23 protein-coding genes are annotated in these 23,632 nt (G+C 64.5%); 16 read left to right on the top strand and 7 right to left on the bottom strand.

What is annotated here, in order from left to right; all coding sequences use genetic code 11:
- Together BraRD5C2_RS15725 and BraRD5C2_RS15720 are read right to left on the bottom strand one after the other, a co-directional pair.
- Positions 1 to 723 carry an ABC transporter ATP-binding protein gene (locus BraRD5C2_RS15725; protein ID WP_223969617.1) on the bottom strand — a complete coding sequence of 241 codons (723 nt, stop codon included), beginning with the start codon at positions 721 to 723 and terminating at the stop codon, positions 1 to 3.
- Positions 720 to 1,493: an ABC transporter ATP-binding protein gene (locus BraRD5C2_RS15720; protein WP_223969616.1), complete on the bottom strand. Its 774-nt coding sequence runs from the start codon at positions 1,491 to 1,493 to the stop codon at positions 720 to 722. Before BraRD5C2_RS15720 ends, BraRD5C2_RS15725 begins: the two co-directional genes overlap by 4 nt.
- A gap of 100 nt (positions 1,494 to 1,593) precedes the next feature.
- On the opposite strand from BraRD5C2_RS15720, the gene BraRD5C2_RS15715 reads away from it, so the two are divergent.
- Positions 1,594 to 2,514, top strand: a complete 921-nt coding sequence (locus tag BraRD5C2_RS15715) for a LysR substrate-binding domain-containing protein (protein ID WP_097673243.1) — start codon at positions 1,594 to 1,596, stop codon at positions 2,512 to 2,514.
- A 168-nt stretch (positions 2,515 to 2,682) separates the two neighbouring features.
- Entirely contained in the window at positions 2,683 to 3,336 is a 654-nt protein-coding gene (locus BraRD5C2_RS15710; RefSeq protein WP_223969615.1) for a TetR/AcrR family transcriptional regulator, read from the top strand.
- Positions 3,337 to 3,344: 8 nt separating this feature from the next.
- Here the strand turns inward: BraRD5C2_RS15710 and paaZ are convergent, their stop codons facing one another.
- Together paaZ and paaG are read right to left on the bottom strand one after the other, a co-directional pair.
- Positions 3,345 to 5,372: a phenylacetic acid degradation bifunctional protein PaaZ gene (gene paaZ, locus BraRD5C2_RS15705; RefSeq protein ID WP_223969814.1), complete on the bottom strand. Its 2,028-nt coding sequence runs from the start codon at positions 5,370 to 5,372 to the stop codon at positions 3,345 to 3,347.
- Positions 5,373 to 5,481: 109 nt separating this feature from the next.
- Entirely contained in the window at positions 5,482 to 6,273 is a 792-nt protein-coding gene (gene paaG, locus BraRD5C2_RS15700; protein WP_223969614.1) for a 2-(1,2-epoxy-1,2-dihydrophenyl)acetyl-CoA isomerase PaaG, read from the bottom strand.
- Positions 6,274 to 6,663: 390 nt separating this feature from the next.
- On the opposite strand from paaG, the gene BraRD5C2_RS15695 reads away from it, so the two are divergent.
- Positions 6,664 to 7,644: an AraC family transcriptional regulator gene (locus BraRD5C2_RS15695; protein ID WP_223969613.1), complete on the top strand. Its 981-nt coding sequence runs from the start codon at positions 6,664 to 6,666 to the stop codon at positions 7,642 to 7,644.
- A 39-nt stretch (positions 7,645 to 7,683) separates the two neighbouring features.
- Here the strand turns inward: BraRD5C2_RS15695 and BraRD5C2_RS15690 are convergent, their stop codons facing one another.
- Complete coding sequence (locus BraRD5C2_RS15690; RefSeq protein ID WP_223969612.1) at positions 7,684 to 8,055, bottom strand: hypothetical protein; 372 nt, start codon at positions 8,053 to 8,055, stop codon at positions 7,684 to 7,686.
- Between the two features lie 223 nt (positions 8,056 to 8,278).
- On the opposite strand from BraRD5C2_RS15690, the gene BraRD5C2_RS15685 reads away from it, so the two are divergent.
- The 8 genes from BraRD5C2_RS15685 (at position 8,279) to BraRD5C2_RS15650 (ending at position 15,507) form a co-directional block, all read left to right on the top strand.
- Positions 8,279 to 8,872: a class I SAM-dependent methyltransferase gene (locus tag BraRD5C2_RS15685; protein ID WP_223969611.1), complete on the top strand. Its 594-nt coding sequence runs from the start codon at positions 8,279 to 8,281 to the stop codon at positions 8,870 to 8,872.
- Between the two features lie 97 nt (positions 8,873 to 8,969).
- Positions 8,970 to 9,452, top strand: coding sequence for a hypothetical protein (locus tag BraRD5C2_RS15680; RefSeq protein WP_223969610.1), 483 nt, complete (start codon positions 8,970 to 8,972; stop codon positions 9,450 to 9,452).
- Positions 9,453 to 9,489: 37 nt separating this feature from the next.
- Positions 9,490 to 10,509, top strand: a complete 1,020-nt coding sequence (locus BraRD5C2_RS15675) for a DUF4424 domain-containing protein (RefSeq protein ID WP_223969609.1) — start codon at positions 9,490 to 9,492, stop codon at positions 10,507 to 10,509.
- 19 nt (positions 10,510 to 10,528) lie between these two features.
- On the top strand, positions 10,529 to 11,041 hold the full coding sequence (locus BraRD5C2_RS15670; RefSeq protein ID WP_223969608.1) for a hypothetical protein: 513 nt from the start codon (positions 10,529 to 10,531) through the stop codon (positions 11,039 to 11,041).
- A 234-nt stretch (positions 11,042 to 11,275) separates the two neighbouring features.
- Complete coding sequence (locus tag BraRD5C2_RS15665) at positions 11,276 to 12,397, top strand: branched-chain amino acid ABC transporter substrate-binding protein (protein ID WP_223969607.1); 1,122 nt, start codon at positions 11,276 to 11,278, stop codon at positions 12,395 to 12,397.
- A 263-nt stretch (positions 12,398 to 12,660) separates the two neighbouring features.
- Positions 12,661 to 13,692 (top strand): hypothetical protein, encoded by a 1,032-nt coding sequence (locus BraRD5C2_RS15660; RefSeq protein ID WP_223969606.1) that lies wholly within the window; start codon positions 12,661 to 12,663, stop codon positions 13,690 to 13,692.
- A gap of 75 nt (positions 13,693 to 13,767) precedes the next feature.
- A complete protein-coding gene (locus tag BraRD5C2_RS15655; RefSeq protein ID WP_223969605.1) occupies positions 13,768 to 14,622 on the top strand; it encodes an alpha/beta fold hydrolase in 855 nt (284 codons plus the stop codon).
- 45 nt (positions 14,623 to 14,667) lie between these two features.
- The gene (locus tag BraRD5C2_RS15650) at positions 14,668 to 15,507 is read left to right on the top strand and encodes a class I SAM-dependent methyltransferase (RefSeq protein WP_223969604.1); all 840 of its coding nucleotides are present in this window, start codon (positions 14,668 to 14,670) and stop codon (positions 15,505 to 15,507) included.
- 9 nt (positions 15,508 to 15,516) lie between these two features.
- Here the strand turns inward: BraRD5C2_RS15650 and BraRD5C2_RS15645 are convergent, their stop codons facing one another.
- Entirely contained in the window at positions 15,517 to 16,062 is a 546-nt protein-coding gene (locus tag BraRD5C2_RS15645; RefSeq protein ID WP_223969603.1) for a TetR/AcrR family transcriptional regulator, read from the bottom strand.
- 114 nt (positions 16,063 to 16,176) lie between these two features.
- On the opposite strand from BraRD5C2_RS15645, the gene BraRD5C2_RS15640 reads away from it, so the two are divergent.
- The 4 genes from BraRD5C2_RS15640 (at position 16,177) to BraRD5C2_RS15625 (ending at position 20,987) form a co-directional block, all read left to right on the top strand.
- Positions 16,177 to 16,494: a YdhR family protein gene (locus BraRD5C2_RS15640; protein ID WP_223969602.1), complete on the top strand. Its 318-nt coding sequence runs from the start codon at positions 16,177 to 16,179 to the stop codon at positions 16,492 to 16,494.
- Between the two features lie 175 nt (positions 16,495 to 16,669).
- The gene (locus BraRD5C2_RS15635; protein WP_223969813.1) at positions 16,670 to 17,677 is read left to right on the top strand and encodes an aldo/keto reductase; all 1,008 of its coding nucleotides are present in this window, start codon (positions 16,670 to 16,672) and stop codon (positions 17,675 to 17,677) included.
- Entirely contained in the window at positions 17,674 to 18,528 is an 855-nt protein-coding gene (locus BraRD5C2_RS15630) for an amidohydrolase family protein (protein WP_223969601.1), read from the top strand. The genes BraRD5C2_RS15635 and BraRD5C2_RS15630 overlap by 4 nt, the downstream gene beginning before the upstream one ends.
- A 119-nt stretch (positions 18,529 to 18,647) precedes the next feature.
- On the top strand, positions 18,648 to 20,987 hold the full coding sequence (locus BraRD5C2_RS15625; protein ID WP_223969600.1) for a Tex family protein: 2,340 nt from the start codon (positions 18,648 to 18,650) through the stop codon (positions 20,985 to 20,987).
- Positions 20,988 to 21,206: 219 nt separating this feature from the next.
- Here BraRD5C2_RS15625 and BraRD5C2_RS15620 read toward each other — a convergent pair whose 3' ends face one another.
- Complete coding sequence (locus BraRD5C2_RS15620) at positions 21,207 to 22,670, bottom strand: catalase (protein WP_223969599.1); 1,464 nt, start codon at positions 22,668 to 22,670, stop codon at positions 21,207 to 21,209.
- Between the two features lie 433 nt (positions 22,671 to 23,103).
- Here BraRD5C2_RS15620 and BraRD5C2_RS15615 point away from each other — a divergent pair, with 433 nt between their 5' ends.
- The gene (locus tag BraRD5C2_RS15615) at positions 23,104 to 23,616 is read left to right on the top strand and encodes a hypothetical protein (protein ID WP_223969598.1); all 513 of its coding nucleotides are present in this window, start codon (positions 23,104 to 23,106) and stop codon (positions 23,614 to 23,616) included.
- The last annotated feature ends 16 nt before the right edge of the window (positions 23,617 to 23,632 follow it).

The following is a 23,632-nucleotide window of genomic DNA, read 5'->3' as shown; positions in this document are numbered from 1 at the left end:
TCAGTGATCTCCGAAGCCGAAATAGGTCTGCTTCAGGCGATCATCCCTGACCATGTCGACCGCGGGGCCCTCGAGCACGATGCGCCCGCCGCGGATCAGGACCATCCGCCCGCCCGTCATCATGGCGCGCGTCGAGCTTTGCTCGACGATCAGCAGCGTGAGCTTGCGCTGGGCCCGCAGCCGCAGCAGGATCTCGTAGACCTGGTCGATGATCTTCGGCGCAAGGCCCAGCGACGGCTCGTCAATGGCCATGATGCGGGGCGCGGCCATCAGCGCGCGGCCGATGACCAGCATCTGCTGCTGGCCGCCGGACAGCATACCCGCCGGGCTGTGACGGCGCTCGGCCAGCATCGGGAATTCCTGGTAGACCCGATCCAGGTCGCCGGCGATTGTCTTGCGATCGGCGCGCATGCCGGTGCCGACCTTCAGATTCTCCTCGATCGTCAGTGCGCCGAAGACGTTGCGTCCTTCCGGCACCAGCGAAAACCCGCGCCGGGCGATGTCTTCGGGCGCGGCACCCGTGATCCTTGTGCCGTCGATCATGATGGAGCCGGAGCCCGGCGGCACGACGCCTGCGATGGCGTTGAGCAGCGTCGACTTGCCGGCGCCGTTGGGGCCGGTCACGAACAGGATTTCGCCTTCGTCGACCGTCAATGTTACGCCGCGGAGCGCCGTGAGGCGGCCGTAGCTGACCGTGATGTCGTCGACGACGAGCGCGGTCATGACGCCACGGCCGCTTCGGCTGCGACCGGTGGAATCAGTTCGTCGCGCTGCGTGCCCATATAGGCATGCCGCACGGCATCGCTGTTGCGGATCTGGGCGGGCGGGCCGACTTCGATGATCTCGCCGGAATCGAGCACGAAGATGCGCTCGCAGAGCTCCAGCACGAGGCCGATATTGTGCTCGATCAGCAGCACGCCGACATTGAGCTCGGATGCGATCCTGCGGATGATGCCGGCGAGCTCGTGGCTCTCATGCTCCGACATGCCTGCCGCCGGTTCGTCGAGCAGCAGATATCGCGGCGTGCCCATGATGGCGCGACCGATGGCAACGCGGCGCTCGTCGGTATAGGGCAATGCGCCGGCAATGCTGTTGGCGAGATGCGAAATGCCGAGCCAGGCCATCACCCGCTCGGCCTCGCTGATCGCGTCGGGACGGCCCTGACCGAGACCGACGCCGGTCACTTCCAGGTTGTCCATGACAGGCAGGTCGCGGAAAAGGCGGCCCGACTGGAAGGTCCGCGCCACGCCTTTGCGTCGCAGCATGTGCGCTGCAATGCCGTTGAGTGCTTCGCCCTCCAGCTCCACGGTGCCGGCGCCGATCGGCTGGAAACCGGTCAATACATTAATAAGGGTGGTTTTGCCGGCCCCATTGGGCCCAATCAGTCCGGCGATATGCCCCCGCGGCACAGCCAGTGTAACGTCGGACAGTGCCTTCAGGCCTTCGAATTGGACGCTGACACCGCGAGCGACCAATTCCAAACCTTCGGACATCATCTCAACGCCTTCTCACCCGGAACCGACGGATTGATCTTTTCGTTCCGTCGCGGGATTGTAAAATTCGAAATATCGTTCGCTGATATCGGAAATTTTTATGTCTCTGACGTTCCGTCAGGTTCGGCACTTCATCGCGACGGCGGAGAGCGGACGCGTTTCCGCGGCCGCGGCGGCTCTGAACGTGACGCAATCGGCGGTCACGTCGTCGATCAAGGCGCTCGAGGCCGAGCTCGGCCGCAAATTGTTCGACCGCCATTCCAACGGCGTGACGCTGACGTTTGACGGCCACGAGTTCTTGCAGCGCGCCCGCGCGATCGAAGCGAGCGTGTCGGATGCGACACGGGGGCCGCATCGCTGGGGGACGCAGGTCGACGGCACTGTGGACGTGGCCGTGAGCTATACCGTTGCCGGATATTTCCTGCCGCCATTGCTGACGCGGTTCTGGCGGTCCTTCCCGGGCATCACGGTCCGGCTGCACGAGTTTCAACGTGATGCGATCGAGCAGAGCCTGATCAGCGGCAGTGTCGATGCGGCCATCATGCTGATCGCGAATCTGCATGACCGGCACTCCATTCGCTCGCGGCTGCTGTTACGCTCGGCGCGTCGCTTGTGGACATGCGTCAATCATCCGCTGCTGCGCAAGGACAACATCAAGCTGACCGATCTGGCGAGCGAGCCTTATCTGATGTTGACCGTCGACGAAGCCGAACGCTCAGCGATGCGCTACTGGCAGCACACGGCACACGTGCCCAACGTCATCTTCCGCACCCTGTCGGTAGAGGCCGTGCGCAGCATGGTCGCGACCGGGATGGGGATCACGATCCTGTCGGACATGGTCTACCGTCCCTGGTCGCTCGAGGGACATCGCATCGAGCTCAAGACGCTTGATGACGACGTCCATACCATGGATGTCGGGCTTGCCTGGAAGGGCAACGCGGCGCTTTCACCGGCGGCCCGCGCCTTCTGCGAGTTCGTCGCCCATTCCTATCCCGGATCGGAGCCGTTCAAGCTCGACTAGCGGCCCGGAGAGGCGCCATTCCAATTCAGCCATGGAATTATTTGACCGGATGGTCAATAAATGCTGGTTCGGACGCGGCGCCGCGCAAGCAGGGCGGTGGTTTCGGAACTTTGCCGTTGATTGACATCTCCTGCGATGGCCGGACGGCGGCCGATGGAACGGAAAGACATGGCCCGATCGCGCGCCAAGGACTACGACGACAAGCGCCTCTCGATGCTGCATCGCTCGGCCGAGCTGTTTGCCGCATCGGGCTATGTCGGCACGTCGATGAATACGATCGCGGATGCGTGCGGCGTGTCGAAGGCGCTGCTCTATCACTATTACCCCGACAAGGAGGCGATCCTGTTCGACATCCTGTCGTCGCATCTCGAGACGCTCGTGGCGGCGGTTCGGAAGGCGAGCGCACAGGCCGGCGATCCGGTCGAGCGCTTCAGGACGATCGTGGCGACGTTGCTTGAGCTCTACCGGCATGCCGACGCCGAGCATCAGGTCCAGATTGCTAGTCTCAGGCTGCTGCCGAAGGACAAGCAGCAGCCGCTACTTGCGAGCGAGCGCATCCTGGTCGGGATCATGTCGGATGCGCTCGCCGCGGCCGTGCCGGCGGCGAAGCAGAAGCGCGTCCTCAAGCCGCTGACGATGAGCGTCTTCGGCATGCTGAACTGGCACTATATGTGGTTTCGCGAGGGCGGGCCGATGACCCGCGCCGAATACGCCGACTTCGTCGCGCAATTGGTGCTGGCGGGTGCCGCGGACGCGGCCGCCGCCCGGCCGCGCAGCAAGGTAAAACCCGCCGGCCGAAGCCGGCAGGCCGAGTTGCTCTGAGCCGCGCGTTATGCCCGCATCGCGTTCATCGTCAGAAGCTCGTAGGTCGCCGCGGTCTCACCGGTCCCTGTCGTGATCTCGACGTCCCAGCGCACCTCGCCATACTGCTTGTTGCGTGGCGTCTTCTCCTTCGCGGTCAGCCGCACCTGGATCTGCTCGCCCGGCTGCACGGGCCTGACGAAGCGCAGCGAGTCGAGACCGTAATTCGCCAGCACCGGACCGTAGTCGGGATCGACGAACAGACCGGCCGCGAACGACAGCAGCAGGTAGCCATGCGCGACGCGGCCCGGAAAGAACGGATGCCCCTTGGTCGCTTCCTCGTCCATGTGGGCGTAGAAGGTGTCGCCCGTGAAATGCGCGAAGTGCTCGATGTCGTCGAGCGTGATCTGCCGCGACTTCGAGATCAGCGTGCGGCCGATCTCGAGATCGTCGTAGTGATAGCGGAATGGGTGCAGATCACCTTCGAGCACCGGGCTGCCCTTGAACCAGCGGCTGGTGACGCCGCTCAGCATGCGGGGGGAGCCCTGCAACGCGGTGCGCTGCATGTAGTGCTGGAGACTGCGGACGCCGCCCAGTTCCTCGCCGCCGCCGGCCCGGCCCGGTCCGCCGTGAACCATCTGTGGCATCGGCGAGCCATGTCCGGTGTGCTCGGTCGCGCAGTCGCGATCGATGATCGCGACACGGCCGTGAAAACTGCCGATGCCGAACGCGAGCTCGGTCGCGGCCGGGATGTCGTGGGTGTAGACCGATGCGACCAGGCTGCCGCCGCCGCGATTGGTCAGCGCGATGGCCTGCTCCAGATCGTCATAGCCCATCACGGTGCAGACCGGCCCGAACGCCTCGATTTCGTGGACCGCGGTTGCGGCGAGCGGTTTCGCGCAGTGCAGCAGCAGCGGCGGAACGAAGGCGCCGCGTTTGGCGTCAGCGTCGACCAGCGCAAAATTGTCGGGATCGCCGGCCACCAGTTCGGCTTCGGTGCGAAGCCTCGCCACGTGGGCAAGCACATCGCTGCGCTGAGCGAGGCCGACCAGCGGTCCCATCCTGACCTTCTCGTTCTCGGGATTGCCGATCGTGACCTTGGCGAGACGCTCGCGCAGCGCCGTGATGACGGCGTCGATCTGCGCCGACGGCGCCAATGCACGGCGGATCGCGGTGCATTTCTGCCCGGCCTTGACCGTCATCTCCTTCGCCACCTCCTTGATGAAGAGGTCGAACTCCGGGGTTCCCGGCACGGCGTCCGGCGCGAGGATCGCCGCGTTGAGCGAATCCCGCTCGGCGATGAACCGGACCGCTTCGCGCGCGATGACCGGATGCCGCTGTAGTTTCTGCGATGTGTCGGCCGAGCCGGTGAAGGACACCACGTCCTGGCAGGTGAGGTGGTCGAAGAGGTCGCCGGTCGATCCGACGATGAATTGCAGGACGCCTTCCGGCAGTGCGCCGGACTCGGTGATCATCCGCGCCAGCTCGTAGGCGATATAGGAGGTGACGGTCGCGGGCTTGGTGACGACGGGAACGCCGGCGAGCAGCGCGGGCGCCAGCTTCTCCAGCATGCCCCAGCACGGGAAGTTGAACGCGTTGATGTGCACGGCCACACCGTGCAATGGCGTGACGATGTGCTGACCGGCGAATGCGCCGCCCTTGGAGAGCCCCTCGACGTTGCCGTCGAGCAGGTATCTGGTGTTCGGAAGCTCGCGGCGGCCCTTGCTGGCATAGGCGAACAGCGTGCCGATGCTGCCATCGACGTCGATCATGGCGTCGGTGCGGGTTGCGCCCGCATGGAGCGACAGTCTGTAGAGCCGGTCCTTGTGCTGGCTCAGATAGTCGGCCAGCGTCTTCAGCAGGCCGGCACGCTGGTGGAACGACAGCTTGCGGAGATTTTTGCCGCCGACCGTGCGGCCATAGCCGAGGATCTCGCGCATGTCGAGATCACTCCCGGTTGCGAGCGCCACCACATCGCCGGTGACGGCGCTGCGAATCTCGGTGGCGGGCTCGCCGGAACCGCTCCACTTTCCGCGAACGAAGCTGTCGAGTTTCATGACCTTGTCGGCCGCCTGCGCGCCGCTGGATTGAGGCTGTGTCATCGAAGTTGAACCCTCTGACTAGTGACCAATGATGCGTCTTGCCTTGCGGGCGGAACGTTCAATTCTAGGCGCGCCCGACAAAGCGCGGCGTGCGCTTTTCGAGGAACGCGGTGACGCCTTCGGCATAGTCCGCCGACCGGCCCGCGCGGCCCTGCAGGTCGCGCTCGAGATCAAGTTGCGCGTCGAGCGTGTTGGTCTCGGAGGCATCGAGCGCCTGCTTGATCAGCGCAAGACCATCGGTCGGCTGCGTCGCGAGAGAGGCGGCGAGGGCGTGGGCCTCCGCCATCAGGTCGGAATCCTCGACCACTCTCCAGATCATGCCCCATGTCTCCGCCCGATCCGCGGAGATCGGTTCGGCGAGCATAGTCAACGCACGAGCCCGCGCTCCGCCGACCAGCCGAGGCAGGAACCAGGTGCCGCCGGAATCCGGGACCAGGCCGAGCTTCGCGAAGGCCTGAATGAACTTGGCCGATCGTGCGGCGATCACGATATCGCAGGCAAGGGCCATATTCGCGCCAGCGCCCGCGGCCACGCCGTTGACGGCGCACACGACCGGCATCGGAATGCTGCGCAGCTTGCGCACCAACGGGTTGTAGTATTTTTCGATCGGCACTGAGAGATCAGGCGTTTCGCCCGGCGTGAACACGCCGTCCGAAAGATCCTGCCCGGCGCAGAACCCGCGTCCGGCCCCGGTCAGGATCAGCGCGCGGCAGGACTTGTCCTGTTCGGCTGCAATCAGCGCGGCCATCAATGCGGCGTGCAGATCGGCGCTGAATGAATTCAGGCGGTCGGGCCTGTTGAGCGTCAGGACGCGATATCCGGCGCGGATATCGGTCAACACCAAATCGCTGACCATGATTACCTCCCGTTGCGGCTTCTGATGACCGAGGTCGCATGACCTGCGACCGGATTACTATTGACCGTCCGGTCAGTCAATTATAATTTATCCGCGCTCCGATGCGGACGGCGTGTTCGGGCTTATCGGAGCGAGGACAATTTTAGTCCCGGTCGCGAATTCGGGCGCGACAAAATCCATCAAGGTCGAAGGAATTTCGCGCGCGCCGTACCAGGCTGCGCATTTGCGAAGTTTATGCGCGATGCTTGACACTTGTCAGATCGAGTCATCGGGGGAACCGGCGAAAGGTTCACGTTCAACGTGGCGTTGCATGGCCCCCATGCTCGGGTGTGCGCTGCCACAAATCAGCCGCATATGAACGGCGACTTCCGCCACCATGAGGGCGAGCCGATGACAATGCAGTCGGGCGATATCACAGGGTTTCGATTCTCGACCGCGCATTTCGGCGAACGCGATCGCTTGCCGATCTTTCGCCAGCAGATCGGGCGGATGATCGTCAAGCTCGATCCGGAGCCGCTCGACGACGGCGCGTTTCATGCCGAAGCGAATGTGCGCGAATTGTCCGGGCTCGGCATTGGATCCTGGGCCTGCAGCAATCTCAAGATCGCAAGACCACGCGAACTGCTCGACGGCACCGACGACCTGGTGCTGACGATCATCACGAGCGGCAACACCCGTGCCTCGCAACGCGGTCGCGATATCGAACTCAGCCCGGGCCAGGCCGTGCTGCAGTCGAGCGCGGAAGCCGGCAACATAGTGGTGCCGGTGTCGCCGAGCCGCTTCGTCGGTCTCCGGCTGCCGCGCAACGCGCTCGCCTCGCTGGTCAACGATCCCGAAGACATGCTGATCCGTCCGCTGCCGGCGAACACCGAGGCGATGCGGCTGCTGGCGCTTTACATCAGGGAGCTCGACGACAGCTACCAGCTTTCGACCCCCGAACTGCGCGGTGCCGTCGTCAAGCATCTGATCGATCTCGGCGCGCTGATCATCGGCGCCAACCGTGACGCGGCGGTTGCCGCGGAAGACGGCGGACTGGCGGCGGCCCGGCTTGCCGCGATCAAGGCCGACATCAGTGACAATCTCGGCTATGGCGACCTCACGCTGCCCGCGGTGGCTGCCCGGCTGAGGCTCACGCCGCGCCATATCCAGAGGCTGTTCGAGAGCGTGGGTTCAACTTTCTCGGAATTCGTGCTCGGCCAGCGCCTGGCGCGCGCGCATCATCTGCTGACCGATCCGCGCCACAGCCGCAGCGCCATCGGCACGATTGCGTTCGAAGTCGGGTTCGGCGACCTGTCCTACTTCAACCGCACCTTCCGCCGGCAGTACGGCGTGACGCCGTCGGATATTCGCGCGGTGCCGCGGCGTTCCTGACCGAACGTCTGAATTCCCGTTGTGCCGCCCGACCGCTCCTTACGGCTCTCCACAACCCGGCACCCGCCGGATCTGCTCGATCAGCCGCCGGTGACGCTCTGCGGATAGCGTGCGCTCATTTGCGCACATCAGCATCGCAACGCATGCTGCCTGCGGCGCGGAGGGCCAAGCGATGGTGCCGTCGATCGCGCCGTCGCATTTGAGGTAGGCGTTCTTCGCATCCCAACGGATCGCGCTTTCCGGTGCTGGCGTTGCGGCGGCTGTCACGATCAGTGCCGTTCCGATCAACACGACCGATCGGGATATCCGCCGATATGATCCGCGCATGTCGCGTATCCAATCCTTTTGAAGGTTGCTGACGATACAGGAGCGCCCAAGGCGGGCAATCATTAGCGGGCGGCCGACCTGCATACAATTCCGCCGTCGGGTAGCCATGCAGCGACAAATTCGATTCACATCGTCAACCGATGTCGCATATGTCCAAATCGCTGTCGCATCGGTCCGTGCGACATAACCCCTAAGCGCATAAAAGGCAGCTTCCGCGCGATCTTGCCTACGGGACGATCCGCTCAGGCCGGCGCCGGCATCGCGTGCATCGGCTCAAATTTCAGGACGTATCATGGCTCCGCCTCGCTTGATCGCTCGCCATCTCGCTCATCCGCGCGGCGTCTTCGGTCGTTTCGTTGGCGGCCTGATGAACCGGCACAACAGCCGGATGAACCGCTATGCGCTGGAGTTGCTCGACGTGAAGTCCTCCGACCGCGTCGCCGAGATCGGGTTCGGCGGCGGCGTGACGCTCGCGCCTTTGCTCGACTGCGCTGCTCATCTGACGGCGGTCGATCGCTCCCAGGACGTGGTGGCATGGGCGACAGCGCGATATCGGACTGCGATTGACGCCGGGCGCGCCGACTTTCGGATCGGAGAAATCGAGGCCTTGCCGTTGGAGAGTGATCAATTCGACAAGGTGTGCAGCGTCAACACCGTGTACTTCTGGCGATCGCTGTCCATAGGTGCCAGCGAGATCAGGCGGGTGCTCAAGGCAGATGGCGTGCTCGCGCTCGGCTTCCTGCCGGGTGATGTGATGGAGCGCCTGGGATTTCCCAAGGACATCTTCACTTTTCGAGCCGTCGACGATGTCAGGCATGCCTTGCGGGAAGCTGGATTTGGAACCGTCGAGATCCATCGTCCGGAGCCTGGCACGACGTGGAACGTGATCGTTGCGCAATAGGAAGAGTATGCTTGCCCTTCAACACCGTTCGCAGCGAAGGCCTCGGCTGCGCATGTATCGACATCGGATTCGAGGGAAAGATCACGATGCAGCGAACTTGTTCGGCTCCTGGCGCGCTCATTCAGGAAGGATTGCGCTCATGTCGGCTTCACTCATTCGATCAGCATCAGTGATGCTCGGCCTTCTAGCGGGAATAGTGCCGATCGCCACGGAGGCCGCGAGTGCGAAACCTGTGCTCAGCATCGAGAACGGGTTCCAACAGACCGTTGCGGTCACGGCCGGGAGCGAACTCTCGTTCGGATCACCGCGGCAATCGTCGATCCGGCCTGGCGGCACCGGCGCCGGTGAAATCACGATCTCGCTCGCGGCCGGCGCTGCCGCCGGTATTGCCAAGCAGCATGTTTTTGAGCGCAGTGCTGTCCCGATCGGTTTCACGGTGACGGCCTGGCAGGACCGGAAATCGATCGCTGTCGTCAAGCTTTGCGGTCACCTCGATATGGACAGTTGGGTCGTGCTGCCGATCGAGACGACGCGCGTCGACGTCTCCGATTTCTTCCCGGTCAAGGACGGATGCGACTGACTGCCGCGAGTTTGCTCCCCCAATCAAGCGAGAAGGAATGACCATGCCTCCGATAGCCAAAGGGGCCTTTCTGGTCCTGCTTGCCGGGCTGCTGCCCTGGTGCGCGCGGGCGAATGACACGTCCGCCGCACTGGAAAGCGGGGGACTTCGCTTCAAGCAGGACCCCGATATCGTGATGCGTTCCGAGGATCTGTTCATCTCCGAGAAGCAGATCCGGATCGTCTACCGGTTCTTCAACACCTCGGCCGCCGACAAAACGATAATGATCGCGTTCCCGATGCCGGACATTGCCGGCAAGGAAGGCGACGAGAATATCGGGCTCCCGACCGACGATCCCGAGAACATCTTTGATTTCCACGTAATCGTCGACGGCAAGGCGGCCGTGCCGCATCTCGAACAGACGGCGCTCGCGAACGATGTGGACCAGACGGCGCTGCTGCGGAAGCTCGGAATTCCACTAATGCCGATCAGGGGCCCTGCGGGCGAGCTGCTCGACAAATTGCCGAAATCGAACTGGCCGGAGCTCGTCAAGCTCGGCGTCGGCGCCATCGAGACCTACGGGTCGGGCGGCCCGATGCAGGATCATCTGGTGCCGACCTGGACGTTGCGCTCGGCCTATACCTGGATGCAGACCTTCCCTGCGGGTCGGGAGATCATGTTCGAGCAGACCTATCGTCCGAGCGTCGGCGGCTCGGTGCAGACGATTATCGGCGCCGACAACTGGCGCAGCAATCCGGAAGCGCGGGAGTTTCTCGCCTCATATTGCATCGACGACGATTTGATCCGCACCATCGAGCGGGCGCGCGCGACCAGACACGCTCCCTATCCCCCATTCAGTGAACGGTCGATTGCCTATGTGCTCTCGACCGGCGCCAACTGGGCGGCGCCGATCGGCGACTTTCACCTCACCATCGACAAGGGTGAGCCCAACAATTTCGTCAGCTTCTGCGCGGATGGCGTCAAGAAGACCGGACCGACCCGCTTCGAGGTCCGGCACACGAACTTCACCCCGTCGCGAGATCTGAAGATTGTCATCTTCGTTCCGAACCCGAACTAGCGTCGGCGGCGTTTCAACCATGACGAACACGCCCTGGATGGTCGTGATGCCGAGCCTGCGCCTGCTTCTCTGCATCGGCGGGTTGGCCGACCCGGCATCGGCGCAGTCCACCGATCTGCATCATCCGACAGTGCTCGGCGTCGGCGTCAATCGCGCCAACATCACCAACGATGTCCGCGGTCATTACTACAGCTTCATGGCGGGGCCGGGCCATGTCGATGTCGAGCTCGCCTTCAAGGAGACGGGCGTGTTCGGCCGTCCGCTGCCGCAGCATCTCAACTTCGACTTCTGGAATGCGGACGGCGTTCGGCTGTCTCACATCGAGGTCCTGTCCCAGGGCAGCGTTGCCCACCGGCACACCGATGCCGATCTGCCGGCGCGACAACGAATCAATGTGGCGGTCTCGACGCAATGGGGCGCGATCAAGGTCGGCGGCTACTACGAGATCGAGCTGAAAGGCGCCGTGGAGGCGGCAGCACCGGTCGGAGCCGACGTCAAGCCGGCAGAGCCCGAGCCGCTGGTGCGGCCGTGATCGAGCTATCACCAGCCATGTGCTGTCGCGCACACAGGACGATTCCAAGCGCCAATGCACGGCAACGTGTTTCACATTGTTGCCCAATGTCGCATATGTCCAATCCCCCGTCGCCTCAGTCCGAGCCTGCCGCTCATCGCGCGCATACAAGGCAGCCCCCGATGATCGTTGCGGCCGGCGATACCAGTCGATTGCGATGCATTGAGGCGACTTGAGACCATCAAGGAGAATATGATGAAGTTTGCACTTCGAGGATACTTTCTTGCGGTTGGTGCGAGCCTGGCATTGTCCAGCGCGGCCATGGCCCAGGACATCAGTGTTGCCGTGGTTGGGCCGATGACCGGCTCGGAGGCGAGCTTCGGTCAGCAGTTCAAGAACGGTGCTGACCTCGCCATCGCCGACATCAATGCGGCGGGCGGCGTGCTCGGCAAGAAGCTGAAGCTGGAGGTCGGCGACGACGCCTGCGATCCGAAGCAGGCGGTGTCGGTTGCCGAGAAGATGGCAGGCGCGAAGATTCCGTTCGTGGTCGGGCACTTCTGCTCGTCGACCTCGATCCCCGCCTCGGACGCCTATGCCGAGGGCAATGTGCTGCAGATCACGCCGGGCTCGACCAACCCGCTCTTCACCGAGCGCGGATTGTGGAACACGTTCCGCGTCTGCGGCCGGGATGACCAGCAGGGCATGGTCGCGGCCGCATATATCATCAAGAACTACAAGACCAAGAACGTCGCGATCATCCACGACAAGACGACCTACGGCAAAGGCCTTGCCGACGAAACCAAGAACGCCATCAACGCGGCGGGCGTTAAGGAAAAGCTCTATGAGGCCTACACCAAGGGCGACAAGGATTTTGCCGCGCTGGTGTCGCGCTTCAAGAAGGAATCGATCGATTTCGTCTATGTCGGTGGCTACTACGCCGAGGCGGCCTTGATCCTGCGCCAGATGCGCGAGCAGGGCGTCAATGCCGTGCTGATGGGCGGCGACGCCTTGGTCGACAAGCAGTTCGCCGCGATTGCGGGTCCGCTTGCCGAGGGCTCGCTGTTCACCTTCTCGCCCGATCCGCGCAAGAAGGTGACCGCGGCCGCGACCTTGAAGAAGTTCAAGGATAAGGGCATCGATCCGGACGGCTACACGCTCTACAGCTATGCCGCGTTCCAGATCTGGAGCCAGGCTGTCGCCCGCGCCCAGACCACGGACGCCAAGAAGATCGCAGCGACCATCAAGAGTGGAAACTGGGATACCGTGCTCGGCAACATCAGCTACACGCCGAAGGGTGACATCACCCTGATCGATTACGTCGTGTACCGCCGCGACAAGGACGGCAACTACGCCGAACTGCCGGCCGCCGGTCAATGATCGCTGGCCGCGACATCGGCGCTCCTCCCTGATCGATGTCGCGGCTGTGCCGGCTCACAGCGCCAACGGACCAACCCTCTGCCAGCCCCGAGGTGTTGGCGCTGTGATGCCTGGTCTGCGGCGGACACGCTGCTCTTGGGCAGGTTTGCGCATTGGGCAGGTTTCCGCATCAGTCACCGCGTCGAGCTGATCCCGCAACAGCAATCCCGTTGAATCCAATCTCGATCGATCACGGCAACCCAAGAGCCAACAAGAGGCAACACGTGTCTGACATAAGCCTGAGCAATGGCGGCGGCCGCGGCGGTTCAGCCGATTGGCACGCCGCGGGACAATCCCAGGGACCGTCCCATTCCTATCCGTTGCTGGTTCGCGATCATGGTTTGGCGGCGGCGCTGAAGCTGTTGGTCGAGACCTTACCCTATGCGCTGGCGCGCTGGGGCGTGCTGCTGGCCTTTGCCGTAGCGTGCGCCATCTGGGCCGTGGTCGCGGTCGGCGGCGCGGTCTGGCTCGGTACCCATGTCGCCAGCGTGTTCGGCTATTGCTGGCTGCTTGGCATCCTGCTGCTCGGCGGATGGATATGGGGCGCCATCCTTCGCTACACGCTTCACATGATCGCCTGCGGCCATGTCGCCGTGCTGACCGAGCTGATCACACGCGGCAGCATCGGCAACGGCACCGAAGGGCAGTTCGCCTACGGTCGCCGGATCGTGATGGACCGGTTCGGCGAAGTCGCGGTCCTGTTCGGGCTCAATGCGCTGATCCGCGCCGTGCTTCGCGCGTTTCACAATGCGCTCGATACGCTCGGCGATTGGCTGCCGGCGCCCGGTATGAAGGCGATCCTCGGTCTGCTCAACACCATCCTATCGGCTGCGACGCGCTACCTGGACAAGGTGGTGCTGTCCTACGATCTGGCGCGCGGCGGCGACGATCCGAGGCGCAACATCCAGGATGGACTGGTCTATTATTGCCAGAACGCCAAGCCAATCTTGGCGACGTCGGTCTGGATGGTCATCGTCGAGCGGATCCTGAGCATGCTGCTTTGCCTGCTGCTGCTGGTCCCCGCAGGGGTGGTGACGGTCTGGCTGCCTGAGGCCGTCAGGGAATATGGCGCCGTGGTCACCGTCTTCATCGCGGCCCTGCTGGCGGTGACGGTGCGCGCGGCATTCATCCAGCCGCTGTTCCTGATCTGCATGATGATCCGCTTTCACGCGCTGATCGAGAACCAGCCGATCAATTCGACCTGGGTCGGTTATCTCGACGGCCTCACAGACAAGTTCCGGCAGATCGGGCGCTGAGATCGGCGCGGGTGATGCCGAAGTGCAATCCGGCCGACGCCTGATGCTGGCGGTATTTCGCAACGGAGATGTTCGGTGACCGACATTACGCTCGACAATAGCGGCGTCAGGCTGGCTGCTTCGGTCGATGGCCCGCCGGACGGTGAATCGATCCTGTTTCTGCACGGCCTGTCGCTCAGCCGGGACACATGGCAGGAAACCGGCGGTCGGCTCAGGGATCGATACCGGGTCTGGACTATGGATTTCCGGGGGCACGGGCACTCGGATCGGGCCCCGAGCTACGCGCTCGCCGATTATGTATCGGATGCGGAGACCGCATTGGCCGCAATCGGGCGTCCGGCGGTGATCGTCGGGCACTCGCTCGGCGGCTGTGTTGCTGGGGTGCTGGCACAGCGCGGCGATGCCAACGTGCGCGCCGCCTTCCTCGAGGATCCGCCATGGTATCTTGGCCAGCCGGGCGAGTGGGAGAAATCGGCTTTCCCAAAGCTGTTTGCGATCGTCAGCGCGCGTCAGGCCGCGTGGCAGCAGGCGCGCGCGCCACTCGGCACTTACCTGGCATTCCTTGCAGACTCTCCGACGCCGATGGGCGGGATCGGCCGCGATCATTTCGGCCCCCGTCACCTGTTGAGCCATGCGTCAGCGCTGCAGCGGCAAGACGGGCGCTGCTGGGCGGACGGAAACGTTGCCTCCGTTCTTGCAGCGATTCAGACCAGGCGGGAATTCCTCTGTCCCGTCAGGATCATTCAGGCCGATCCTGGATGTGGGGCGGCATTGCTGGAAGACCACGACGCGCGCTTCGCGCGCGACAATCCGCGTGCCGACATCGTTCACTATGAGGAATGCGGCCATTCACCCCACCGCGCCATCGCGTTCGAGCAGCGCTTCGCGGCGGATCTGCAGGCATTCCTGTCGGGCCTGCGGCCGGCGTGAGCACGGGCGCGGCCGCCTCCATTCACGAACCGAACGGGTAGATCCATGCAAGAGACCTCCGGCTACGATCCGAACTATGTGATGGGGCGTTCGACCGCAGAGACCGACAGGCTCAAGCGTCAGTCGCAGCTCTACGATGCGTCCACGTGGCAGCTCCTGAAGGAGGCCGGGCTCTCGCGGGGCATGAAGGTGCTCGACGTCGGAAGCGGCGCCGGCAACGTGTCGTTCATCGCCGCAGGCCTGGTCGGCGAAAGCGGGGCGGTGGTCGGGGTCGACAGCAACCCCGCCATCGTCGGGGAAGCCGTGGGCACGGCACGCTCGCTCGGCCTCCGCCAGGTCTCGTTCCGGGTCGGCGACATCAGCACGATCGAGCTCGACCGGGATTTCGATGCGGTCGTCGGCCGGCTCGTGTTGATCTATGTGAAGGATCCCGCGGCGCTCATTCGGCACTTGCTCGGGCACGTCAAGCCAGACGGCATCGTGGCGTTTCAGGATCTCGACTGGGGCGAGGGGCCGATCGCCAATCCGCCGTCGCCGCTGCTGTCGCAGGCGTGGGGCACCGTGAAGGAGATGTTCGCCCGGGCGGGCCTGAACAACCGCATGGGATTGTCGTTGCACGGCGCGTTCGTCGCGGCTGGGCTTCCTGCGCCGCGCATGAGCCTGTTTGCGCCGACCGGAGGCGGGGCGGATTTCGACGGTTACGACTACATGGCGAGCGGCCTGCGCAGCAATCTCCCGCATATCGTCAAGCTCGGCGTCGCCACCGAAGCGGAGCTGGCGCTGGATAGTTTTGCCGAGCGCTTGCGCAACGAGGTCGTCGCCATGCAGGGCGTCTTTGCGCTGCCGACCTTCGTCGGCGCATGGTCGCGCAGGCGACCGGGCTGAACCGTGACCTCAGGCATTGGCGACGACCGCGTCGATGAACGTCGCGGCCAGATCCCTCAACTGCTTGCGGCTGTACCCGGCGCGCTCCATCACCGCTAGCCCGCGCGTGTACGTCACGATGACGCGCGCCAGCCGGTTCGCGTCGGCGGCGCTGCGCTTGCCCGGCGCCGTGCCGAGGGCCTTGCCGATCAGCTGCTCGAGCCGCGTGAGCACATCCTGCACGCGCTGACGCACATCCGCGCTTGAAATGGCCGCGTCGAGCGCCGTGCGCGTAGTCAGGCAGCCGCGCGGCGGCGAGCCGTCCGTCATGTTGACGATGATCATGTCGAAGAAGTGCCTCAGCCCCGCCGCAGTGTCGCCCTGAGCCAGCGCGTTGCCGGCCGCCTCCAGGAATTGCCCGGTATACCGATCGAAGGCGCGCAGGAACATCGCTTCCTTGTCGCCATAGGCGTTGTAGAGGCTGCCGCGCTGTACGCCGGTCGCCTCCGCGAGGTCCTGCATGGTCGCGTCGTGCAAGCCCTTGCGCCAGAACACGTCGAGTGCGGTCGCGATCACCGCGTCCTCGTCAAACTGACGCACACCTACCATGCGATTCGCTCCACCGGATCATTCTTGACACAATTGTCAAGTTTGACGATCATGTCAAGAATGGTCCCTCGGGAGGTTCTCATGATTACCGCCGTCACGACTTTCAAATTGCCGAAGCCGGTCACGCGCGAGGAAGCGCGCAGCATCTTCCTGAGCACCGCACCGCTCTATCGAGACGTGCCGGGGCTGTTTCGCAAGACCTATGTGCTGTCCGAGGACGGCATGACGGCTGGCGGCATCTATTTCTGGAATTCGCGGGGCGAGGCGGAAGCGCTGTACACCGATGCCTGGCGCGCCCGCGCCCGGGACAAATACGGCGCCGATCCGACGGTGACTTATTTCGAAAGTCCCGTGGTGGTCGACAATGTGGCCAAGGAGATCAACTCCGACGACGAATAGGCTCGCGTCGTCACGTCGGATCCACAGTGGCGCGGAACTTTCGACTGTCGCTTGACTGCGCGTCCGCTTGTGCTCGGCTCGCCCGCGAGGCTACTCTCCCTGCAAGCAAGAAAACTGCAAGGGAGCCGTCACGGTGAACCAATCTCCATCCTCACATCCGGCGCCTGCGTCGGCAATGCCGCGCCGCAGGCTCGGCCGCACCGGCCTCGACGTTTCCATCCTCGGCTTCGGCACCGCGCCGCTCGGCGACCTCTTCGCGAGGCTCGACGACGCCACCGCGATCGCAGCCGCAGAGCGGGCGTTTGCGCTGGGCGTGAACCTGCTCGATTCCTCGCCGCTCTACGGGCATGGCCTCGCCGAGCATCGCTGCGGCACCGCGCTGCGCCGCGTGGCGCGTGAGGACGTCGTCGTCTGTACCAAGGTCGGGCGCTGGATGGATCCTTTCCATGGCCGCGGCGATGGCTCGAACTTCGTCGGCGGCGCGCCGCATCGCGCGGTGGTCGACTATTCCTATGACGGCACCATGCGCTCGGTCGAGCAGTCGCTGCTGCGGCTCGGCACCGATCATATCGACTTGTTGTTGATCCACGACGTCGACGTCTGGACCCATGGTGCGGATGCGATCGAAGCCAGGTTCCGCGAGGCGATGGAGGGCGCCTATGTCGCGCTCGACAAGCTCCGCTCGGAACGCGTGGTCAAGGGGATCGGGATCGGCGTCAACGAGGCCGAGATGTGTGTGCGCTTCGCCAGGGCCGGTACATTCGACACCATGCTGCTCGCCGGCCGCTACTCGCTGCTGGAGCAGCCGGCGCTCGCCGAGTTCCTGCCGCTCGCGCAGGCGCAGGGCATCGGCGTCATGCTCGGCGGCGTGTTCAACTCCGGCATCCTGGCAACCGGCGCGGTTGCCGGCGCCAAGTACAATTACAAGGACGCGCCGCCCGACGTGATGCAGAAGGTGGCAACAATCGAGCGCGTCTGCCGCGTGCACGACGTGGCCCTCGCGACCGCCGCGCTGCATTTCGCGCTGGGGCATCCGGCGGTCGCGAGCGTCGTGCTCGGCGCACAGACGCCGCAGGAGGTCGAGCGCAACGCCGCCGCATTGTCGTCGCCCGTCCCCACCGCGCTGTGGCGGGATTTGAAGAATGAGGGGCTGCTCGACCAGCACGCGCCGGTGCCGGCATGATGCGGATCGATGCCCACCACCATGTATGGCGACTTTCGCGCGCCGATTACGGCTGGCTGACGTCCGAACGCGGGCCGATCTACCGCGACTTCGGTCTGCCCGATTTGATGCCGCATCTGGCCGCGGCCGGGATCGAAGGCACGATCCTGGTGCAGGCGGCGCCGACCGAGGCGGAGACGGCGTTCGTGCTTGACGTTGCCAAAGGCGCGGAGCTGGTGCGCGGCGTGGTCGGCTGGATCGACTTCGATGCTGACGACGCCGCGACGCGGGTCGACGCGATCGCCGGGCGCGAACTGCTGGTTGGCCTGCGGCCGATGGTGCAGGACATCGCCGACGACGACTGGCTGCTGCGGCCGGAACTGGCCGCGCCGCTCGAGGCCATGGCGCAGTACGGCCTCGTGTTCGACGCGTTGGTATTGCCGCGCCATTTGCCGCGGCTCGTTCAGGTGGTCGATGGCCATCCGGACCTGCAATTCGTGCTCGACCATTTCGGCAAGCCGCAACTCGCAACCGGCGACATCGCGGCCTGGAAGGACGACATCGCAAGCCTTGCCGCGCGGTCCAACGTCGTCTGCAAGCTGTCGGGCTTGGCGACGGAAGCCGCGCCGAACTGGCAGGTCGCCGATTTGCGCGAGGCCGTGGATCATGCACTGGCATGCTTCGGGCCGCAGCGGCTGCTGTGGGGTAGCGATTGGCCCGTCGTCAACCTCGCCGGCGGCTATGCGCACTGGTTCGCCGCCGCTGAGAGCCTGCTTGCTGATTTGTCAAGTGAGGCAAGAGCTGCGATTTTCGGCGGCAATGCGGCGCGGGTGTATTTGTCAAGCCGCGCGCGGCCAACATCCCGGAAATAGCGCGTGCGGCGTGCCAAATTTGATCCACAGCGCGCCTTGATGAATCATTCCGGGATGGTCCATAAGCGGCGTCCGCGCCATCGGTGATTTGGCGGCGCAACGGGGTGAGAGAGACAGGCGTGGCAAAGATCCATCATCAGATTGCGCAGGAGCTGGGCGTTCGCGACGAGCAGGTCGAGGCGGCGGTGACGCTGCTCGACGGCGGCGCTACGGTGCCGTTCATTGCGCGATACCGCAAGGAGCTCACCGGCGCGCTCGATGACGCCCAGCTGCGCACGCTGGAAGAGCGGCTGACATATTTGCGCGAGCTCGAGGAGCGCCGCACCGCGGTGCTCAATTCGATCCGCGAGCAGGGCAAGCTCGACGCCGCGCTCGAGGCCCAGATCATGGCCGCCGACAGCAAGGGCCGTTTGGAAGACATCTATCTGCCGTACAAGCCGAAGCGCCGCACCAAGGCCGAGATCGCCAAGGAGGCCGGGCTCGAGCCGCTCGCCGATCAGCTCTTGACGCAGCCGCAGAACGATCCGAACGAGGCCGCTGCTCCCTTCGTCAATGCCGAGAAGCAGGTCGCCGACGTCGCCGCGGCGCTGGACGGCGCGCGCGCGATCCTGGTCGAGCGCTTCGCCGAGGATGCCGACCTGATCGGCGCGCTGCGCGAGGAGATGTGGTCGAACGGCATCATGGCCTCGACCGTCCGCACCGGCAAGAAGACCGAAGGCGAGAAGTTCAAGGACTATTTTGATTTCTCCGAGCCGCTGCCAAAGCTGCCGTCGCACCGCATCCTGGCGCTGTTCCGCGGCGAGAAGGAAGAGATCCTCGACCTCGCGATCAAGCCGGAGGCCGAGGCGCCGGCGGTCGGCGTGCCCGGCCTCTACGAGCTCAGGATCATGAACCGCTTTGCGATCTCGAGCCAGGGCCGCAAGGGCGACAAATGGCTGAGCGAGACGGTGCGCTGGGCCTGGCGCACCAAGATCCAGATCCATCTCAACATCGACCTGCGGATGCGGCTGTGGACCGCGGCCGAGACCGAGGCGGTGCGTGTGTTCGCCTCGAATCTGCGCGACCTGCTGTTGGCGGCGCCGGCCGGTCCGCGCGCCACCATGGGGCTCGATCCTGGCTACCGCACCGGGGTCAAGGTCGCGGTGATCGATGCCACCGGCAAGGTGGTGGCGCATACGGCAATCTTTCCGCACGAGCCGCAACGGCGCTGGGACGAGGCGCTGGCCATTCTCGGCAAGCTCGCGATCGAGCATGGCGTCGAGCTGATCGCGATCGGCAACGGCACCGCCTCGCGCGAGACCGACAAGCTCGCCGCCGAGCTCGTGAAGCGGCTGCCTGAGCGCAAGATGACCAAGATCGTGGTCTCCGAAGCCGGCGCGTCGGTCTACTCGGCCTCCGCCTTCGCGTCGAGCGAACTGCCCGATCTCGACGTCACCATTCGCGGCGCGGTCTCGATCGCGCGGCGCCTGCAGGATCCGCTGGCTGAGCTGGTCAAGATCGAACCGAAGGCAATCGGCGTCGGCCAGTACCAGCACGATCTCGGCGAGGCCAAACTCGCGCGCTCGCTCGATGCCGTGGTGGAAGACTGCGTGAACGCGGTCGGCGTCGATGCCAACACCGCCTCGGTGCCGCTGCTTTCGCGGGTGTCGGGCATCGGCGCTGGGCTGGCGCAGAGCATCGTGCAGCACCGCGACGCCAACGGCCCGTTCAAGTCGCGCAAGGCACTGAAGGAGGTGCCGCGGCTCGGGCCGAAGGCGTTCGAGCAATGCGCCGGCTTCCTGCGCATCAGCAACGGCGAGGACCCGCTTGATTCATCCGGCGTGCATCCGGAAGCCTATCCGGTGGTGCGCCGTATCCTCGAAGCGACCAAGAGCGACATCAAGGCGCTGATCGGCAACGCCGACGTGGTGCGCGGGCTGAGGCCGCAATCCTTCGTCGACGACACTTTCGGTCTGCCGACCGTCACCGACATTCTGCGCGAACTGGAGAAGCCCGGCCGTGATCCGCGTCCGGCGTTCAAGGCGGCGGTGTTCAAGGACGGCGTCGAGGAGGTCAAGGACCTCAAACAGGGCATGATCCTCGAGGGCACCGTGACCAACGTCGCCGCCTTCGGCGCCTTCGTCGATATCGGCGTGCACCAGGATGGCCTGGTGCACATCTCGGCGATGTCGCGGAATTTCATCAAGGATCCGCGCGAGATGGTGAAGCCGGGTGACATCGTCAAGGTCAAGGTGCTGGATGTCGAGGTCGCGCGCAAGCGCATCGCGCTGACCCTGCGGCTCGACGACGAGGTCGGACCGAAGAAGGACAATGCCGGACCGTCACGCGATTTCTCGCGCGGCTCCGCCAAGATGACGTCGTCGGCTCCGCGCAAGCCGCAGGAGCAGTCCGGCGGCGGCGCGCTCGCTGAGGCGCTACGCCGCGCCGCCGAGAAGAGCGGGCGCGGCAAGCCGACTTGAGCGAGGTGAGGGCGGCAAGCCGAGCTCGCCGCCCTGTTTCAAATCGACTGCGTGACGCGTCTCGCCGAGTCACCCGAGCTGCCCGTCATCCTGAGGTGCCCGCGGAGCGGGCCTCGAAGGATGAATCGGCCAGAGACGGGGCCGTGCATCCTTCGAGGCTCGCAAGAGCTCGCACCTCAGGATGACGGGACTCAGTGCTTCATTCGTCAAGGCATTGCGTTACAATTTGCCGGCCGCGAACTTTGCCAGCGCATCCGCGACACCCTTGCCGTAGGTCGGATCGGCCTTGCTGCAATTCGCAACATGCCGTTCCTGGATGTGCTTCGACGCCTGGCCGACCTGGCGGGCGGTGTTGTCGAATAGCGCCTGTTTTTGCGCGGCATTCATGTTGCGGAACAGATCGCCCGGCTGCTGCCAGTGATCGTCGTCCACGCGGTGATCCCAATGTGCAGCGGCGCCGGCAATCTCGAGCGGCGGCTCGTTCAGCTGCGGCTGGTCGGTCCACTCGCCATGGCTGTTCGGCCAATAGGTCAGCGTGGCGCCCAGATTGCCGTCGGTGCGCATCGCGCCGTCGCGGTGATAGCTATGAAACGGGCATTTCGGCGCGTTCACCGGGATCTGGTGGTGGTTGACGCCGAGCCGGTAGCGTTGCGCGTCGCCATACGAGAACAGGCGGGCCTGCAGCATCCTGTCCGGCGAATAGCCGATGCCGGGCACGACATTGGCCGGCGTGAACGCCGCCTGCTCGACCTCGGCGAAGAAGTTCTCTGGGTTGCGGTTGAGCTCGAAGTACCCAACCTCGATCAGGGGATAATCCGCCTTCGGCCACACCTTGGTCAGATCGAACGGGTTGAACTTGAATGCGTTGGCCTGCGCGTCCGTCATCACCTGGATGAACAGCGTCCAGCGCGGGAAGTCGCCGCGCTCGATGCTGTTGAACAGGTCGCGCTGGTGGCTCTCGCGGTCCTTGCCGACCAGTGCTTCGGCCTCGGCGTCGGTCAGGTTCTGGACACCCTGGCGGGTGCGGAAGTGGAATTTCACCCAGACCCGCTCGTTGTTGGCGTTGATCATGCTGTAGGTGTGGCTGCCGAAACCGTGCTGATGCCGGAAGCTCTTCGGGATACCGCGCTCGCTCATGACGATGGTGACCTGGTGTAGCGCTTCCGGCAGCAGCGTCCAGAAATCCCAGTTCATGTCGGGATCGCGCACCCCGGTGCGCGGGTGACGCTTGATGGCGTGGTTGAGGTCGATGAAGCGCAGGGGATCGCGGAAGAAGAACACCGGCGTGTTGTTGCCCACCACGTCCCAATTGCCTTCATCGGTGTAGAATTTCAGCGCGAAGCCGCGGATGTCGCGCTCTGCGTCCGCCGCGCCGCGCTCGCCGGCAACGGTCGAGAACCGCGTGAACATCGGCGTCTGCTTGCCGATTTGCGAGAAGATGCTGGCCTTGGTGTAGCGCGTGATGTCGTGGGTGACGGTGAAGGTGCCGTGCGCGCCGGCGCCCTTGGCGTGCATCCGACGCTCCGGGATCACTTCGCGGTGAAAGTGCGCCAGCTTCTCGATCAGCCAGACATCCTGCAAGAGCGCCGGCCCGCGCGGACCCGCGGTCATGATGTTCACATTGTCGGCAACGGGCGCGCCCGAGGCGTGGGTCAGAAACGGTCTCTTGATCTCGTCGCTCATCGAAAGCTCCTTGCTGAAGGTCAGCAATCACCGTCCCGGCGCTGAGAGGAGCCGGCTCAAAGACGATTGCATCGCAGGTGGGTTACGGCCGGCGCGACGGGGAGACCCGGTGATCGACAAATTGTGAACCGGATCTGCAATCCCGCCGCGACGACGTCGCTCCTTGGATGGGCGCAGGATTAAGAAACCCGGCGGATCGATTCAACGCGCGCTACCCGCTGATTCCAGCCAAATGTCCGTCGATCTCGGCCAACGCAGTCGCCGCCCGTGATCCAGCCATTTGCTGTATGTGCCGGCGCGTTCGCCAATCCTAAATCCGGCGTCAGAATCTGGCGCATTTGTCAGTTGAAGTCGGCCTCACGCTTGCGTCTTCTGATCATGCTCTGCATGCGGCGACACGAGGTTCGCCGCGGTCCCAATCAGGGAGGATTTCATGACGAACAGGCTCTTCACGGTTCTCACGGCGGCGACGCTCGCCGTCAGTGTTGCGCTTGCACCCGTAGCCTTCGCCAGAGGTGGCGGCGGTGGCGGTGGTGGGCACGGCGGTGGCGGCGGCCATGGCGGCGGTTTTGGTGGCGCCATGGGCGGCGGCATGCACGGTGGCGGATTTGGCGGCGGAATGCATGGCGGTGGTTTCGGCGGCGGCATGCGCGGTGGAAGTATGGCCTTCGCCGCCATGGGCGGCGGCGGACATTTTGCCGGTGGGCATTTTGGCGGCACGCGCTTCGCAGGTTCTCCCGCGTTCGGCCCGCGATTCGCCGGCGCCGGATTCCACGGCTCGCACTTCTTCCATCATGGCGGCTTCTTCCACCACCATCACCGCTTCCATCGCTTCGCCTTCTTCGGCGGGCCTGGTGTCTATGCCGATTACTATGACGGCTGCTACCGCAGGGTATGGACGTCGTACGGGCTGCAATGGGTCAATGTGTGCGGCGACTATTGGTGATCGCCCAACGAACCGC

Origin of the sequence: Bradyrhizobium sp. RD5-C2, from assembly GCF_019972155.1 — a bacterium.
In the GTDB taxonomy this organism is placed as follows: domain Bacteria; phylum Pseudomonadota; class Alphaproteobacteria; order Rhizobiales; family Xanthobacteraceae; genus Bradyrhizobium.
Note: the sequence above shows the minus strand (reverse complement) of the source record. Positions and strands in the feature narration are given on the sequence as shown.

Excerpts from the sequence above, each read along its gene's own strand:
- BraRD5C2_RS15640 (WP_223969602.1), top strand. The coding sequence starts at position 16,177 with ATGATTACCGCCGTCACGACTTTCAAATTGCCGAAGCCGGTCACGCGC.
- BraRD5C2_RS15715 (WP_097673243.1), top strand. The coding sequence starts at position 1,594 with ATGTCTCTGACGTTCCGTCAGGTTCGGCACTTCATCGCGACGGCGGAG.
- BraRD5C2_RS15725 (WP_223969617.1), bottom strand. The coding sequence starts at position 723 with ATGACCGCGCTCGTCGTCGACGACATCACGGTCAGCTACGGCCGCCTC.
- BraRD5C2_RS15720 (WP_223969616.1), bottom strand. The coding sequence starts at position 1,493 with ATGTCCGAAGGTTTGGAATTGGTCGCTCGCGGTGTCAGCGTCCAATTC.
- paaG (WP_223969614.1), bottom strand. The coding sequence starts at position 6,273 with ATGGTCAGCGATTTGGTGTTGACCGATATCCGCGCCGGATATCGCGTC.
- BraRD5C2_RS15650 (WP_223969604.1), top strand. The coding sequence starts at position 14,668 with ATGCAAGAGACCTCCGGCTACGATCCGAACTATGTGATGGGGCGTTCG.
- BraRD5C2_RS15620 (WP_223969599.1), bottom strand. The coding sequence starts at position 22,670 with ATGAGCGACGAGATCAAGAGACCGTTTCTGACCCACGCCTCGGGCGCG.
- BraRD5C2_RS15690 (WP_223969612.1), bottom strand. The coding sequence starts at position 8,055 with ATGCAGGTCGGCCGCCCGCTAATGATTGCCCGCCTTGGGCGCTCCTGT.
- paaZ (WP_223969814.1), bottom strand. The coding sequence starts at position 5,372 with ATGAAACTCGACAGCTTCGTTCGCGGAAAGTGGAGCGGTTCCGGCGAG.
- BraRD5C2_RS15675 (WP_223969609.1), top strand. The coding sequence starts at position 9,490 with ATGACCATGCCTCCGATAGCCAAAGGGGCCTTTCTGGTCCTGCTTGCC.
- BraRD5C2_RS15695 (WP_223969613.1), top strand. The coding sequence starts at position 6,664 with ATGACAATGCAGTCGGGCGATATCACAGGGTTTCGATTCTCGACCGCG.
- BraRD5C2_RS15615 (WP_223969598.1), top strand. The coding sequence starts at position 23,104 with ATGACGAACAGGCTCTTCACGGTTCTCACGGCGGCGACGCTCGCCGTC.
- BraRD5C2_RS15665 (WP_223969607.1), top strand. The coding sequence starts at position 11,276 with ATGAAGTTTGCACTTCGAGGATACTTTCTTGCGGTTGGTGCGAGCCTG.
- BraRD5C2_RS15670 (WP_223969608.1), top strand. The coding sequence starts at position 10,529 with ATGACGAACACGCCCTGGATGGTCGTGATGCCGAGCCTGCGCCTGCTT.
- BraRD5C2_RS15710 (WP_223969615.1), top strand. The coding sequence starts at position 2,683 with ATGGCCCGATCGCGCGCCAAGGACTACGACGACAAGCGCCTCTCGATG.
- BraRD5C2_RS15630 (WP_223969601.1), top strand. The coding sequence starts at position 17,674 with ATGATGCGGATCGATGCCCACCACCATGTATGGCGACTTTCGCGCGCC.
- BraRD5C2_RS15635 (WP_223969813.1), top strand. The coding sequence starts at position 16,670 with ATGCCGCGCCGCAGGCTCGGCCGCACCGGCCTCGACGTTTCCATCCTC.